We start from the raw sequence: 14,572 nt of genomic DNA on the forward strand, positions 1-14,572 counted from the left end.
GTGCACCTTTCTGCTTTTGGGGGCGTGGGGAACTGCGCGACCAGCCACAACCGGCCGGCAGCTCCCCACAACCGGAACCACCCGACTTCTCAGCCGTTCTGTTCCTTCCACTCGGCCTGAGCCTTGTTCAGCTGGTCGGCCATGGTGTCCAGGAAGTCCTTCGCACTCATGTCCCCGAGCAGCACCTTCTGGAAGTTCGGCTCGTTGTCGGCCTTGGAGATGGTGTTCCAGTCGGGCAGGTAGTACGGCAGCTGAACAATGCTCGTGGACCCGTCGGTCAGCGCGGCCGCAGCCAACTTCGTGGGCTCCGTCTCCGCGATCCACGAGTCCTTGGCGGCGTCGTTGTTGGACGGCACCTGCCCCGCCGACTCGTTGAACTTCGAGTTCTCCTCGTGCGAGGTGGCGAACTCGATGAACTTCCAGGCGGCGTCCTTGTTCTTCGAGCTCTTGAACACCCCGAGCCCGTCAACGGGGTTGGACACCTGGACCCGCTTGCCGCCGGGGCCGATCGGCTGCGGGATCCCCCGGAACTTCTCGGCCCCGAGCGCCTTCACGTGGTCCTGGTACGACCCCAGGTTGTGGTTCAGCATCCCGATCGTGCCGGAGTCCCACTGCGCGACCATCTTGGTGAAGTCGTTGTTGAGGTCGGCGGCCGGAGTGTCCTTCTTGTACAGCGCCGCGTACTTCTCCAGCGCCGCCACGTTCTTCGGGTCGTTGAGCGTGGTCTTGTCGCCGTTCCAGAACGAGGTGATCCCGCTCTGCCCGTACGAGGCGTCCAGGGCCTGGGCGATGGACCCGGCTCCACCACGGATGGTGTACCCGAACTCGTTCTTCTTGGCGTCGGTGAGCTTCGCCGCCGCGTCGTAGAACTTCTCCCAGGTCGTCGGCTCGTCCAGGCCGGCCTTCTTGAACAGGTCGGTCCGGTAGTACAGCACACCGTTGTTGGCGGAGGTCGGGATCGAGTACAGGGTCCCGTCGCCGCCCCCGGCCGCCTTCAGCGACTCGACCATGTTCTCGTTGAGCTTGCCGTTCAGGGAGGACTTGGCGAGCCGGTCGTCCAGCGGCTCCAGCGCGTTCTGCGCGGAGAACCCGGCGAGCATGGCCGCGCCGACACCGCCGACGTCCGGCAGGCCGCCGCCCTGGATGGCGGTGTCGACCTTGGACTGGTACTCAGTGGACGCGATGCCGACGTACTCGACCTTGATGTCGGGGTTCGCCTTCTGGAAGTCGGCGATGACCTCCTTCCAGATGTCGGTGCGCACACCGCCGTTGTTGTCCCAGAAGACGATCTTGCCCTTGCCGCTGCCCTCGTCGCCCTTGTCGCCGCCGGCCCCGCTGCCGTCGTCACCGCAGGCGGTGGCGGTCAGCGCCAGGACGGACCCGAGGGCGACGGCTATGGCAGCGCGCCTGCTTCTGCGGATACTGATCTTCATTGATCGGCTCTCTTCTTCTTCTGATTCCAGCGGAGATGTGAAGTTGTGGGGGGAGGTTCAGTGGTGGGCGTGGGGGGCCCAGCCGTCCGTGCCCTTGAGGTAGTTCGCGACGGTGTACGACCTGGCGTCGGCGTCGCTCAGCTGCGGACGGTCCGCGGTCACGACGGCCCCCGGCCCGTAGGTCCGGTACTCGGCGAACCGCGCGTCCTTCCACGAGAAGCCGCTCATGTCTGTCCACGGGGAGGACTTCACCGCGGCCGGCAGTGCGGTGTCCCGGATCAACACCTGGGCCACGGCGGCGGGTTCACCGCCCGGGTGCCAGGGCCGACCCAGGTGGAAGGACTGGTCCGGCGCGTCGCTCACGACCTTCGACCGGGTGATCAGGAACCCGTACGGGTTGCCCGTCCAGGTCGAAGCAGCCGTCATGTAGCCGTTGTTGGTGGTGGAACCGCGGCTCAGCAACCGGATCACGGACCGTTCCACGACGGTGGTCGCGCGGCCGTAGAGGAAGTCGACATCGCCCTCGATGTACGAGTCGCGGATGTAGACCCGGCTGATCACGTCCAGCTTGGGGCTGTCGGTCATCAGGGTGTCCTGGTTGCCCAGGAAGGCGGTGTCCTCGAAGACGATCCGGTCGCCGGTCGTCTTCATCGCGAGGGCCTGCTCGCCGTTCAGCTCGACCGCGGCCTCGTCGAAGTCGTTGCTGAAGGTGAGGTGGCGGGCGGTGACGTCGTTCGCGGCGATCCGGACCGTCGCGCTGCCCGTCGAACCGCCGTACGCGGCAGGCGTGTCGAAGACGATGACGGTGTCGGACCGGTCGTGTCCAGTCCCCTGCAGCACGATGTTCGGCTTGGTCGCGGGAATGAGGACCTTGGCCCGGTAGGTGCCCGGCGCGACGGCGATCGTCACCGGCACGGTGTTGCCGTCGGGTACGGCGTCCACGGCGGCCTGCACGGTCGGGTGATCACCGGGGACGTGCAGGGTCACACCGATCCGCTGCTGCGGCCCGGAGAACCGGGACACCAGCGCCGGCACGGCGGCCGCGGGATCCAGCCGGTAGTCGTAGAAGGACCGCGGGTCAAAGGCCGTACCCCAGGCGTCGGTTCGGCCACTCGTGTTCCTCAGGATCGATCCGCGCTGCACCAACTCGGCGGTGGCGTCAGCCTGGTACGGATGCTGGACACCGTCGTAGTAACTGCTCTCGATCACCATCTTCGTCCGGCCGCGCGCCCAGTTCCCGTACGTCCACACCGGGTCCCCGTCGGCCACCTGCGCCGAGAGGTAGTTGTTGTAGAGGTGGGCGTAGGCGCAGTTGTCCGCCGAGGGGTTGCGTTGCTTGGTCCCCGTGAACCAGTTGTGGTCGATGGTGATCTGGGTCAGGACGTTGGTCGTCCAGCCGATCCCGAACGCCTTGTTGTGGTTGCGGAACTGGTTGTACGAGACGGTGATGTACTGGCTGTCCTTGCGGATGTCGAGCAGCCCGTCACCCATGTGCTCGAAGGTGTTGTGGTCGATCCAGACGTGGTCGACGGTGTCCATCTGGATGGCGTCGAAGTCGGTGGTCTTGCCGTCCCAGTCGCCCTCGACGTACGAGTCCCGGATCGTCAGGTTGCGGATGATCACGTTATGGGTGCCGGGGTTGAGATGCAGTTCGCCGTGGACGATCTCGCCGGTGTCGCCGACGCCGATGATCGTCTTGTCGGATCCGACCACGATGTCCGAGCCGAACGGCTCGACGGCGATGGCGCCCGATACCCGGATGACGTACGGCTCCTCGGCCGCCGCGTACCTGGCCAGTGAGGCCTGGTCGGTGACGGTGACGACCTTGCCGCCGGCCCCTCCGGTGGTGCCGCCGGCGAGGGAGGCGAAGCCGTGCGGCCGGTCGTCGAAGCGGTCCACGGAGGCCGACGCGCCGGAGACCCGCGCGTCGGAGGCCGATGCCCCGGAGGTGGCCCTCGCCTCTCCGACCGCCCCGAGGCCCAGGGCGGCCACGAGGCCGAGTACGGCGGCCACGACTCTGCCGTACCCCGGTCTCGGCAAGCGCTTGCTATTCAGGTGCTGCGTCATTGCGGCTCCCAACAGGCTTACGGGTTCGGTGCGTTACAGGTGGTCGATCCTGAAGTGCGAGAAGGTTGCCGCGCCGGCGTGTCCTCCTCCGACGGGCGCGAGGGCGAACAGTCCGAGCAGGGCTCCGACCCAACGCCAGGGGGTGGCGGCGAAGACGGGGCCGGAAGGGCGCGGACCGTCGCCCAGGTCGTAGAAGAACCGGCAGCGGGCCCCGGCGCCGATCTCGATCCGCAGCCGCACCCTTCCGGTGGGTGCGGATCGCGGATGGTCGGCGTCCCGCTCCTGCTCGGCGACGCCCTCGGCGAACCGGTGCACGAGGTGGACCGCCCCGTCGGCCCCGCGCTGGAGCCCGATCCAGCTGAAGGCGTCACCGAGGACGGCGAGTCCGGCCCGCGCCCCCGGCTCCTCGCTGTGCAATTGCAGTTCCACCTCGACCGCCGATGGCATACCGGGCAGCCGCTGGGTGAGGACGTTCGGCAGTTTGCGCAGGTCGTGCGCGTCTGCCGTGCGGACGCAGGTGAGGCGGAGGCCGTCACCGGAGTGGTGGGTGGCCCAGCCGCGCTGCGGGTTGGCGGTCCACTGCCACTGGCGGCCGAAGCGTCCGCCGGGGAAGTCGTCGTCGGTGGCGGGCGCCGCGTCCGGCTGCGGTGGCAGGTCGGGTTTCTTGTGTACGGCGACGGGGGCGCCCGCATCGCCGAGCACCGGCCAGCCGTCCTCACCCCAGCGCATCGGCTGGAGGTGGACGACCCTGCCGTAGGCGCCCTTCTGCTGGAAGTGCAGGAACCAGTCCTGGCCTGACGGGGTGCGCACCCAGCCGCCCTGGTGGGGGCCGTTGACGTCGGTGTCCCGCTGTTCCAGGACGACCTTCTCCTCGTACGGGCCGAAGAACCCGCGTGAGCGGAAGGCGCCCTGCCAGCCGGTCTCCACGCCCCCCGCGGGAGCGAGGATCCAGAACCAGCCGTCGTGCCGGTAGAGCTTGGGGCCTTCGAGGGTGAACCAGCCGGGTATCCGGTCGCCGTCGACGATCACCTTGCCCTCGTCCAGGAGCCCGCGGCCGTCGGGATCCATCCGGTGGCCGGTGAGGCGGTTCTTGACGCCGGAGCGGGACTTGGCCCAGGCGTGCACGAGGTAGGCCTCGCCGGTCTCCTCGTCCCACAGGGGGCAGGGGTCGATCAGGCCCTTGCCCGACTTCAGGAGGTGCGGGCGGGTCCAAGGGCCCCTGATCCCGGGGGCGTTGATCTGGAAGATGCCCTGGTCGGGGTCGCCCCAGAAGATCCAGAACCGTTCGTCGTGGTAGCGGAGGGAAGGAGCCCAGACACCGCAGTCGTGCCGGGGCTTGGTGAACTCCCCTGCCGGTTCGAGGCGTTCGAGGGCGTGTCCGACGAGCGTCCAGTTGACGAGGTCGCGGGAGTGCAGCAGCGGCAGTCCGGGGACGCGGCCGAAGCTGGAGGCGGTGAGGTAGAAGTCGTCACCGACGCGGATGACATCGGGATCGGACCAGTCGGCGTTCAGGACGGGATTGGTGTAGGTCGTCACTGGCTGACCGCCTTCCGTACCAGGGCCGCCACTTCGAGCCTGGGCAGGCGGCCGTCCGCGACGACGGTGACGATCCGCCGTACGACGGTCTCGCCGGGCGGGATCGGGAGCCTCGCGTCGGAGGCGAGCGAGGAGCCCACGCCCGGGTACTCGTCGGCGCGCACGAACCACGGGTCCCGACGGGTCTGGTCGGTGGCCCCGGCGAAGACGAGCGTCCAGGTGCCGCCGGCGAGGGCGACCCAGTCGGCACACGTGCCGTGGATCGCGGCCTCACCCTCGCGGTCGACGGTGAAGACGTCCGGCGCCCCCTGTTCCTTGCGGGCTCGCCAGAAGAAGCCGCCGTAGGCCGCGCCGGGACGCCCGTTGGTGGCCGGGCTGCCGATCGAGAGCGGATCCTGGGTGACGTTGGTCAGGGAGAAGGTGAAGTCCAACGCCCAGGCGGCACCGGTCAGTTCGGTGGCCGCGACCGTACGGCGCTCGCGCAGTAACTCGGTTCCGGAGGCGATCCACCGCAGCTCCTCCACGAAGCCGTCGGGGTCGCGGAGTTGGAAGGAGCTGTGACGCTGGGCGCCGTGGTTGTCGAGCTCGGTCGGGCCCTGGTCGCGGACGTAGGTGCGCCCGCCCCAGAAGTTGTGCCCCTCGACGTCGGGAACGGCTACACCGACGCCGAGGTGGTGGATGTGGTCGGCGGGGCTGAGTTCGGTGACCGCCGTGCCGGCCAGGGTGGTGACGGGGTGCAGATAGGGACGTGGGGAGAGCCGGGCGGGCAGCTCGGGCCGGGTGACATAGCGGCCGACCGGGCGGCCCGCGACCCGCAGGACCGGGGAGTCGGGAGTCGTCATGTGCTCACCTCGTGGGGGTTGCTCCAGCCGGCGCCCAGCTCGGAGTAGAGGGAGAGGGAGTCGGCGGCGGCCGCGACGAGTCCGTCGATGCCGGGGACGACCCGGCGCTCCTCGTCGGGGAGCAGGTGCCAGGCCGTGGCCGGGAGCGGGGTCGGGTCGGGGGCCGTTCGAATCGCTTCAACGACCTTCATGAACGCGCCGGTCACCTCCGGGACGACCAGGAGCTCGTCGCCGTCGGTGACGTGGTCGACCAGGTTCTCCAGCAGGTCGGTGCGGCCGTACTCGTACTCCTCGGGGCCGTGGCCGGCCCGCTGGAGCAGCACGCGGTCCTGCTTGTACCAGTAGGTGATGCGGCCGTGGCTGCCGTGCACGACGACGTACGGCTCGTCGGGGTCCTCGGCGCACAGGGTCGCGGCGACGGTGACCTTCAGGCCGGTCGCGGTGGTGACACGGACGCAGGAGGTGTCGTCGGACTCGATGTCGTTGGCGCGCAGCAGCTCGGTCTCGATACGGGTGACGTCCTCGGCGCGGCTCGCGTCGCCCAGGGCGAGCGCGGTCGCGACGGCGTGTGCGAGCGGGTTGGTCAGGGCGCCGTCGATGACGTCGACGCCGTTCATCCGCCGCTTGCCCGCCCAGGGCGCACGCCGGTAGTACGACTCGGCGCGGGCCCAGGCACCGGCGCCGCCGATGCCGGTCAGCTCGCCGATCGCGCCCTCCTCGACCAGCTCGCGGATCGCGGGCACGGCGTGCGAGCCCAGCGACTGGAAGCCGATCTGGCAGGCGACCCCGGCGGCGGCGACTCCGTCGGCCATGCGGCGGAACTCGGCGTACGACGGCGCCGGGGGCTTCTCCAGGAGGAGGTGCACGCCTCGGCGGGCCGCCTCCAGCGCCAGGTCCGTGTGGGTCGGGATCGGGGTGCAGATCACCGCGATCCGGGCGCCGGTGGAGTCGAGGAGCGCGCCGAAGTCGGCGGACTGCTCAGGCGTGCTTTCGGGCGTGGCGAGGCCTTCGGGGAGCTCGTCCGCGGTCAGCGGGGTCAGCTCGCAGATCCCCGCCAGCCGTACGATCCCCTTGTCCTGGAGCCGGCGGATGTTCTCCAGGTGCCAGCGGCCGTGGCCGCGCGCGCCCGCCAGGACGATGTCTACGGTGCCCATGGTGTCTACGGTGTTCATGGCATCCTCCCTGCGCCCGCGCCACGCGCCACCTCTCGGTCGGCCACGGCGGCGCTGTCGATCTTTGTGTGCAGGGTAGGCGTCCAGCCCACGTCCGCCGTGAGATCACGCTCGCTGCCCGAGTTGTAGGCGTTGTAGATCGTGAGAAGGTCCACCGGATAGCCGTTGAAGAGCGTGCCGGTCTGGTGGAGCGCGCTGCCGTTCCAGCTCTTGACGAGGTTGGCGACCTCGATGTGGCCGAGGGTGTGGAATGCGTTGTTCTCGGCGTGGATCCCGGACTCGGTGGAGACTCCGAGGGAGTAGCGGTAGTCGTCGCCGGGGACGACGTACCGGTTGTTGTAGACGTGCACCTGCCCGAAGCGGACGCGGGGCGCGCGCTGTACGACGGACTCGAACTCGTTGTGGTGCAGGGTGACCCGGAGCCTGCCCCGGTCGCCGGAGGCCGAGTCGCTGTTGCCGATGAGCATCGCCTTGTCGTGGTCGGCGAAGCGGCTCCAGGAGACGGTGACCAGGTCGGAGCCGTTGGTGATGTCCAGCAGTCCGTCGTGGCGCAGGAGGTTGCGGGCGAAGTAGGTGGGCTCCTCGGAGTCCGGGTGGCCCTTGTCGCTGAGGGTCACGTGGTCGACCCAGACATGGGTGGCGCCGGCCAGCCAGATGTTGTCGTACGCCGTCTTCCAGTCGCCGAGGCCGCCGGTGTTGGGCTGCCAGACGGGGAAGCAGTCGTAGGCGTCGCGGAGGTCGAGGTTGCGGACGATGACGTTGGTGGCGTTCCTGACCTGAAGGCTTCCGCCTTTCAGTACGGCTCCCTTGAGTCCGACGATCGTGGTGTTGGACCCGACGAGCAGCTCGACCCGCTCTGCCTGCTTCTTCGCGGAGGCCTGCCGGGCCTCCTCCTGCGGGCCGCTGGGCTTGGCGGAGCCCCAGGTGCGGGGATCGTAGGCGGCGAGGTACTTCTTGATCGAGTACCCGTCGGTGGCGTAGTCCGCGCAGTCCAGGCGGTCGCCGTCGTCGCCGGTGTTGGCGTCGATGGTCCCGGCGATCCTGATGATCTTCGGGGTGGCGCTGCCGCCGTCGAGGGCGCGGACCAGTCCGGCCCGGTCGGTGACGGTGTAGACGTGCGCCGGGTCGGCGGCGGAACCTCCGGTGGTGCCTTCACCCTCGGCGGCCCAGCCGTCGTTCGCGGGCAGCGTGTCCCGGCTGATGTCACGGTCCTCGGCGTGGGCGGGCAGACAGAAGAGCCCCAACGCACCGGTGAGTACCGCGATCTGACGCAACCTCATGTCCACACCCCCACTCCGGAACCGGGAGCCGGCCGCCGGCCCTCGTTCATCCTCAGGAGGACACGAGCGACAGCCAACACACCGGTCAGAACAGCGAACTGACGCAGCCTCACATCCTCACCTCCCTGCCGAGGAAAGACGGTTCCCGAACACTCTCAGCCGTGGCACGACCGCGGCCGAGCGTCACGCCCGCCGCACCGGACAACCGGTCGTCGTTCACCCCCAGGAGGACCCGCCCGACAGCACGACCCTCAGCCCGGACCACGACACCAACCAGCCCCAACACAGCGGTCAGCACAGCAAGCTGACGCAACCTCACCCCGCCACCCCCAGCGCTCCGAAACCGAAGACCGACGGCTCCCGAACACTCGCAGCCGTGGCACGGCCCTCGGCTCGGACCACGAGACCCACCAGGCCCGACACCTCGCTCCGACGAAGCCTCACCTCTCCGTCACCCCCCTGCCGGACTGGGGGGCCGTGGCTCGCCGGGGAGTCCTCGGACCTCGACCGATCGCAGCCGCCCCCGCCCGCGGACCGACGTCCGACCGCGCCGAGACCCGGCCGTCAGCCGAAGCCGCTCCCCCGAGCACCCGCCTGCTCCCCGTGGGACGCCGGCCGTGTGCCCCGGCGCGGACCAGGACGCCGGACCACCCGGACGCGGCACGGGCGACCGCGGTTCCGCACGGTCCCGGCACCCCGGTCCGGCAGCCGACCGACTGGTCATGACCGTCACCGGCTGCCCCCAAGGCCCCCGGCGCGCTGATCCGACGGAGTCTCATCCCTTCACCGCCCCCGCGCTGAAGCCCGTGATCAGCCACTTCTGGATGAAGGCGAAGACGATCACCACGGGCACCGCCGCGATGATGCCGCCGGCGGCCAGCGCGCCGAGGTCGACGCTGTCCGCGCTCATCAGGGTGTTGAGGCCGACCGGGATCGTCTGCTTGTCCTGGTTGTTGAGGAACATCAGGGCGAACAGGAAGTGGTTCCAGGAGTGCACGAAGGCGAAGGAGCCGACCGCGATCAAGCCGGGGCGGAGGAGCGGAAGGACGACGATCCTGAAGGCCGTCAGGCGGTTGCAGCCGTCGACCCAGGCCGCCTCCTCCAGGGAGTACGGCACGTTCTTGATGAAGTTGCTGATCAGGATCATCGACAGCGGCAGCTGGAACACCGTCTCGGCGATGATGACACTGCCCAGCGAGTTGATCATCTGCAGCTCGGCGAAGATCTCGAACAGCGGCACCAGAAGCAGCGCGCCCGGCACGAACTGCGAGCACAGCAGCGCCAGCATGAACGCGTTCTTGACCTTGAAGTCGAACCGCGCGAGGGCGTAACCGCCGGCCAGGGCGACCAGCGTCGTCATCACCAGCGTGGCGAGACCGACGTACACGCTGTTCTCGAAGTACGTGCCGAACGACCGTTCCGTCCACACCTTCTCGAAGTGGTCGAAGGTGATCGGCCAGGGCACCAACGAGGTCGAGCCGGCCGGGCGCAGCGCGAAGAGCAGGATCCAGTAGAAGGGGATCAGGGTGAAGACGAGGTAGATCGACAGCGGTGTGTAGATCTGCCAGCGTGGGGCCTCGTCCCAGGCACGCCGGTGCTTGACGGGACGCGGGGTCTCAGGCGGTGCGCTCACCGGGGCGGGCGCGGTCTCGGTGGCCTCCTTGGTGATCACTTGGCCTCCCTTCCGAACTTGCTCAGCCGCAGGTAGACCATCGAGCAGAAGAGCAGGATCACGAACGCGACCGTGGTCAGGGCGGACGCGTAGCCGAAGTTGTGGGCGTCGACACTGGTGTTGGCGATGTAGAGGGGGAGAGTCGTGGTCTCTCCGGCCGGGCCGCCGCCGGTCAGCGTGTAGAGCAGGTCGACGTTGTTGAACTCCCACACCGCCCTCAGCAGCGTGGACAGGATGATCGCGTCCTTGAGGTGCGGCAGCGTGATGTGCCAGAACTGCTTGATCTTGCTGGCCCCGTCGACCTCGGCGGCCTCGTACAGGTCCTTCGAGACGGACTGGAGGTCGGCGAGGATGAGGATCGCGAAGAAGGGGACACCGCGCCACAGGTCGGCGACGACCGTCGCCGAGAAGACGGTGGAGGTGTCCGACAGCCAGCTGGTGCCGTAGGAGCCGATGCCCATGTCGGCGAGGTAACGGGTGATGCCCGTCTGGGAGTTGTAGAGCAGCACCCAGATCGCGGAGGTCAGCACACCGGACACGGCCCACGGGGAGAAGACGAGCGCGCGGCCCACCGCCCGGCCCACGAAGGTCTGGTTGACGATCAGCGCGAGCGCCAGACCGAACAGCAGCTGGAGTCCGACCTCGACGAAGACCCACTTGGCGCTGAAGGTCAGCGTGTCCCAGAACTGCGGGTCCTTGGTGAAGATCTGGACGAAGTTGTCGAAGCCGGCGTATCCGTTCCGCCATGGCTTGGTGGGGTTGTAGTTCTGCAGGCTGTAGTAGAAGACGCTGATGACCGGGTAGGCGATGAAGCCCAGCATCAGCAGGGCCGCCGGTGCGATCAGCAGGTACGGCAGCCTGCGCGGCGTGGCTGAGGCACGGCGCCGCCGGGGTGGCGCGGGCGGTTTCGCCACGGCTGCGGCTTGGGCCATGACAGGGTCTCCGATCTCGGTACGTCGTGCGTAGGTCGTACGGGAAGCGCTTTCTCGCTGTGCGTGAGTGCCTCTTGTGGCCGTGTGGCGACTGCGGGTCCGCTGTGGCTTGTCGCGCCCACGCGGCGGAGCCGCATATCGATACAGCCCCGCGCCCCTGAGTGGGACCGGTCAACCGGCGTATGGATCTGGGACCTTGCCCTGCCTTGCCAGGAACTCGAAGTCGCAGCCGGTGTTCGCCTGGGTGATCTGGTCGTTGTAGAGGGCGCCGTAGCCGCGTTCGAAGCGGGTGGGCGGGGGAACCCAGTCCTTACGACGTGCCTCCAACTCCTCGTCGTCCACGTTGAGTTGGAGAGAACGCGCCTCGACGTCCAGCGTGATCGAGTCCCCCGTTCGCACCAGGGCGAGCGGTCCGCCGACGTACGACTCGGGGGCCACGTGGAGCGCGCACGCGCCGTAACTCGTGCCGCTCATGCGGGCGTCGGAGATGCGGACCATGTCCCGGACGCCCTGCTTGAGCAGGTGGTCGGGGATGGGGAGCATGCCGTACTCGGGCATACCGGGCCCGCCCTTGGGTCCCGCGTTGCGCAGCACCAGCACGCTGTCGGCGGTGATGTTCAACGCCGGGTCGTTGATGGTGCGTTGCATGGTCTTGTAGTCGTCGAAGACGACCGCGGGCCCGGTGTGCTTGAGCAGGTGCGGCTCGGCGGAGATGTGCTTGATGACCGCGCCGTCCGGGCAGAGGTTGCCGCGCAGGACGGCGACCCCGCCCTCGCTCGCGACCGGGTTCTCACGGGTGCGGATGACGTCGTCGTTGTGGACGACGGCTCCTTCGAGCTGCTCCCCCAACGTCCCGTTGACGGTGGGCCGTTCGAGGTGCAGCAGGTCGGTGATCCGGGAGAGGAAGGCGGGCAGGCCGCCGGCGAAGTAGAAGTCCTCCATGAGGTACGTCTGTCCGCCGGGCCGTACGTTCGCCAGCACCGGCACGGTACGCGCGATGCGGTCGAAGTCGTCGAGGGTGAGCGTGATCCCGGCACGGCCCGCCATCGCGATCAGGTGGATCACCGCGTTGGTGGAGCCGCCGAGCCCGAGCGCCGTGGTGACGGCGTCCTCGAAGGCCTCCCGGGTCAGGATCTCGGACGGCTTGAGCCCGGTCCAGGCGAGTTCCACGGACCGGCGTCCGGAGGCGGCGGCCATGCGCTCGTGCGCGGAGTCCACGGCCGGGATCGAGGAGGCTCCCGGCAGGGTCATGCCAAGGGCTTCCGCGGCCGCGGTCATGGTGGACGCGGTCCCCATGGTCATGCAGTGACCGGGCGAACGCGCCAACCCGCCCTGGAGCTCGCGGAGTTCACAGTCGGTCAGGTTGCCCGCGCGGTGCTCGTCCCAGTACTTCCACATGTCGGTACCGGACCCGAGGGTCTCCCCGCGCCAGTGCCCCGGAAGCATCGGACCCGCGGGCACGAAGATCGAGGGGACGTCGGCGGAGGTGGCGCCCATGAGCAGCGCCGGAGTCGACTTGTCGCAGCCGCCGAGCAGCACCGCCGCGTCGATCGGATACGACCGCAGCAGCTCCTCCGCTTCCATCGCGAGGAGGTTGCGGTAGAGCATCGGGGTCGGCTTCTGGTAGGTCTCCGACAGCGTGGCGACCGGGAATTCGAGCGGGAAGCCCCCGGCCTGCCACACGCCCCGCTTGACCGCCTCGGCGCGCTCACGCAGATGGACGTGGCAGGGGTTGATGTCGGACCAGGTGTTGAGGACGGCGATCACCGGGCGGCCCCGGTACTCCTCCGCCTCGTAACCGAGCTGACGCATACGGGCGTTGTGCGACCAGGTGCGCAACTGCCCGTCGGTGCCGTACCACTGGTGGCTCCGTAGTTCCTCCGGGCTCATTCGCTCCCTGTCGGTCATATCGACCACCCCGCGGCTATCACGGCGACCTCGGCGCGCTCGTCCTCGGGCAGGGTGCGGCTCGGCGGGCGGACCTCGCGGCGGCACAGGCCGAGGGAGGCGAGGGCCTCCTTGACGACGGTGACGTTGTTGGCGGAGCCGTTCGCCGCACGGAGTTCCTCGAAGCGGCGGATCTGCTCCCAGACCTTCATGGCGGCCGGGTAGTCACCGGATCGAAGCGCCTCGATCATGTTCAGCGAAACGGCAGGGGCGACGTTCACGAGTCCCGAGGTGAAGCCGGTGGCGCCCGCCGAGAAGTAGGAGGGGGCGTAGGGCTCGGCCAGGCCGGCCACCCACACGAACCGCTCAAGGCCCGCGTCCCGTGCGAAGGCGGCGAACCTGGCCGCGTCCGGGACGGCGTACTTCACACCGATCACGTTCGGGCAGGTGTCGGCGAGTTCGGCGAGACGGTCGCCGCCGAGCTGGGCGTTGCGGATGTACGGGACGACTCCCAGCTCCGGGACGGCCGAGGCGATCGCGCGGTGGTAGTCGACCCAGCCGCTCTGCGAGACGTAGGGGTGGACGGGCTGGTGGACCATGACCATCCCCGCGCCGAGCTCACGGGCGTGCTGGGCGGAGGCGACGGCGGTCGGGAGGTCATGCCCGACGCCGACCAGGATGTCCGCCCGGTCCCCGGCCTCGTCGACGGTCAACTCCGTGACCAGTCGGCGCTCTTCGGGGCTGAGGGTGTAGAACTCGCCGGTGTTCCCGTTGGGGGTGAGGGTGGTGATCCCGCCGTCGAGCAGCCGACGCAGCAGGGCCCGGTGGGCGTCCTGGTCGATGGTGCCGTCCTCGGCGAACGGGGTCACCGGGATCGCCACCACGTCGGCCAGGGCCGCCCGTTGGGTCTCGAACGTCTCGCTGCTCATTCCTGACCTTCCTGGTCCAGCACTCCGGGGAACGCTCGCTCGACGAAGGACGCGATGTGGGCGTGCAGGGCGCGGGCCGCGCCGTCACCGTCGCCGTCCAGGGCGAGCCGCAGGATCTCCCGGTGCTCGTCGGCCTCCCGCTCCCAGGAGGGCGAGGCGGCCCAGGCGACGGCGGAGACCAGGGCGGCCTGGTCGCGGACCTCGTCGAGCATCCGGCCGAGCAGCGGGTTGCCGCACGGCAGATACAGGGCGCGGTGGAACTCCCGGTTGGCGAGGGAGCGTTCGGCGGTGTCGGTGGCGCCGTCGGCCCGGGTGAGGGCGTCGCGCGCGGCATCGAGGGAGGCCCCTCGCCGTACCGCCCGCTTCAGCGCCTCGGGTTCGAGGAGCAGGCGGACGTCGTAGACCTCGCGCGCCATGTCCGCGTCCACCATGCGCACCGTGACGCCCTTGTACTGGTTCATCACGACGAGCCCGGTCCCGGCCAGGGTCTTGAGAGCCTCGCGCACCGGGGTCTTGGACACCCCGAACTGTGCGGCGAGTTCGGTCTCCACCAGGGCCTGACCAGGCGTCAGGCGCCCGGTGAGGATGCGGCGTTTGATCTCCTCCTGCACGTACTGCGTGCGGGAGGGGATCGGCGTGGGCACAGAGGTCATGCGCGCCTCTCGGATCTCGCGTATCGGATCTCGTATCGGATCTTGCGTATCTGATCTCACGTATCGCGTCTCATATATGACGTACGAAGTACGACGCGTTGAAGGTAGGAGGGGCGTGATGTTTCGTCAATGCTTCTGGCAAAGGAAGTTGAAGTTGCGGTGAAGACGA

Annotated in this window: 11 protein-coding genes; all 11 read right to left on the reverse strand. The window is 69.0% G+C overall.

The features are described from left to right. Window positions 1–89 precede the first annotated feature (89 nt). On the reverse strand, window positions 90–1,433 hold the full coding sequence (locus AB0D34_RS27090; RefSeq protein WP_362665687.1) for a sugar ABC transporter substrate-binding protein: 1,344 nt from the start codon (window positions 1,431–1,433) through the stop codon (window positions 90–92). A gap of 57 nt (window positions 1,434–1,490) precedes the next feature. Next, window positions 1,491–3,500, reverse strand: coding sequence for a pectinesterase family protein (locus tag AB0D34_RS27095; protein WP_362665689.1), 2,010 nt, complete (start codon window positions 3,498–3,500; stop codon window positions 1,491–1,493). Window positions 3,501–3,533: 33 nt separating this feature from the next. Further along, window positions 3,534–5,036, reverse strand: coding sequence for a family 43 glycosylhydrolase (locus AB0D34_RS27100; RefSeq protein ID WP_362665691.1), 1,503 nt, complete (start codon window positions 5,034–5,036; stop codon window positions 3,534–3,536). Further along, entirely contained in the window at window positions 5,033–5,878 is an 846-nt protein-coding gene (locus AB0D34_RS27105; RefSeq protein ID WP_362665693.1) for a PmoA family protein, read from the reverse strand. The genes AB0D34_RS27100 and AB0D34_RS27105 overlap by 4 nt, the downstream gene beginning before the upstream one ends. Next, on the reverse strand, window positions 5,875–7,050 hold the full coding sequence (locus AB0D34_RS27110) for a Gfo/Idh/MocA family oxidoreductase (RefSeq protein WP_362665695.1): 1,176 nt from the start codon (window positions 7,048–7,050) through the stop codon (window positions 5,875–5,877). Before AB0D34_RS27110 ends, AB0D34_RS27105 begins: the two co-directional genes overlap by 4 nt. Then, window positions 7,047–8,330: a pectate lyase gene (locus AB0D34_RS27115; protein ID WP_362665697.1), complete on the reverse strand. Its 1,284-nt coding sequence runs from the start codon at window positions 8,328–8,330 to the stop codon at window positions 7,047–7,049. The genes AB0D34_RS27110 and AB0D34_RS27115 overlap by 4 nt, the downstream gene beginning before the upstream one ends. A gap of 775 nt (window positions 8,331–9,105) precedes the next feature. Next, on the reverse strand, window positions 9,106–10,002 hold the full coding sequence (locus AB0D34_RS27120; protein WP_362665699.1) for a carbohydrate ABC transporter permease: 897 nt from the start codon (window positions 10,000–10,002) through the stop codon (window positions 9,106–9,108). Then, window positions 9,999–10,934, reverse strand: coding sequence for a sugar ABC transporter permease (locus tag AB0D34_RS27125; protein WP_362665700.1), 936 nt, complete (start codon window positions 10,932–10,934; stop codon window positions 9,999–10,001). Before AB0D34_RS27125 ends, AB0D34_RS27120 begins: the two co-directional genes overlap by 4 nt. Window positions 10,935–11,105: 171 nt before the next feature. Continuing rightward, window positions 11,106–12,842, reverse strand: coding sequence for an L-arabinonate dehydratase (gene araD, locus AB0D34_RS27130; protein WP_362665702.1), 1,737 nt, complete (start codon window positions 12,840–12,842; stop codon window positions 11,106–11,108). Next, complete coding sequence (locus AB0D34_RS27135; protein ID WP_362665704.1) at window positions 12,839–13,750, reverse strand: dihydrodipicolinate synthase family protein; 912 nt, start codon at window positions 13,748–13,750, stop codon at window positions 12,839–12,841. The genes araD and AB0D34_RS27135 overlap by 4 nt, the downstream gene beginning before the upstream one ends. Then, window positions 13,747–14,403, reverse strand: a complete 657-nt coding sequence (locus tag AB0D34_RS27140) for a GntR family transcriptional regulator (protein ID WP_362665706.1) — start codon at window positions 14,401–14,403, stop codon at window positions 13,747–13,749. Before AB0D34_RS27140 ends, AB0D34_RS27135 begins: the two co-directional genes overlap by 4 nt. Window positions 14,404–14,572 lie beyond the last annotated feature (169 nt).

The organism is Streptomyces sp. NPDC048420, from assembly GCF_040651535.1.
GTDB lineage: Bacteria > Actinomycetota > Actinomycetes > Streptomycetales > Streptomycetaceae > Streptomyces.

Excerpts from the sequence above, each read along its gene's own strand:
- AB0D34_RS27135 (WP_362665704.1), bottom strand. The coding sequence starts at position 13,750 with ATGAGCAGCGAGACGTTCGAGACCCAACGGGCGGCCCTGGCCGACGTG.
- AB0D34_RS27125 (WP_362665700.1), bottom strand. The coding sequence starts at position 10,934 with ATGGCCCAAGCCGCAGCCGTGGCGAAACCGCCCGCGCCACCCCGGCGG.
- AB0D34_RS27115 (WP_362665697.1), bottom strand. The coding sequence starts at position 8,330 with ATGAGGTTGCGTCAGATCGCGGTACTCACCGGTGCGTTGGGGCTCTTC.
- AB0D34_RS27090 (WP_362665687.1), bottom strand. The coding sequence starts at position 1,433 with ATGAAGATCAGTATCCGCAGAAGCAGGCGCGCTGCCATAGCCGTCGCC.
- AB0D34_RS27110 (WP_362665695.1), bottom strand. The coding sequence starts at position 7,050 with ATGAACACCGTAGACACCATGGGCACCGTAGACATCGTCCTGGCGGGC.
- AB0D34_RS27095 (WP_362665689.1), bottom strand. The coding sequence starts at position 3,500 with ATGACGCAGCACCTGAATAGCAAGCGCTTGCCGAGACCGGGGTACGGC.
- AB0D34_RS27105 (WP_362665693.1), bottom strand. The coding sequence starts at position 5,878 with ATGACGACTCCCGACTCCCCGGTCCTGCGGGTCGCGGGCCGCCCGGTC.
- araD (WP_362665702.1), bottom strand. The coding sequence starts at position 12,842 with ATGACCGACAGGGAGCGAATGAGCCCGGAGGAACTACGGAGCCACCAG.
- AB0D34_RS27140 (WP_362665706.1), bottom strand. The coding sequence starts at position 14,403 with ATGACCTCTGTGCCCACGCCGATCCCCTCCCGCACGCAGTACGTGCAG.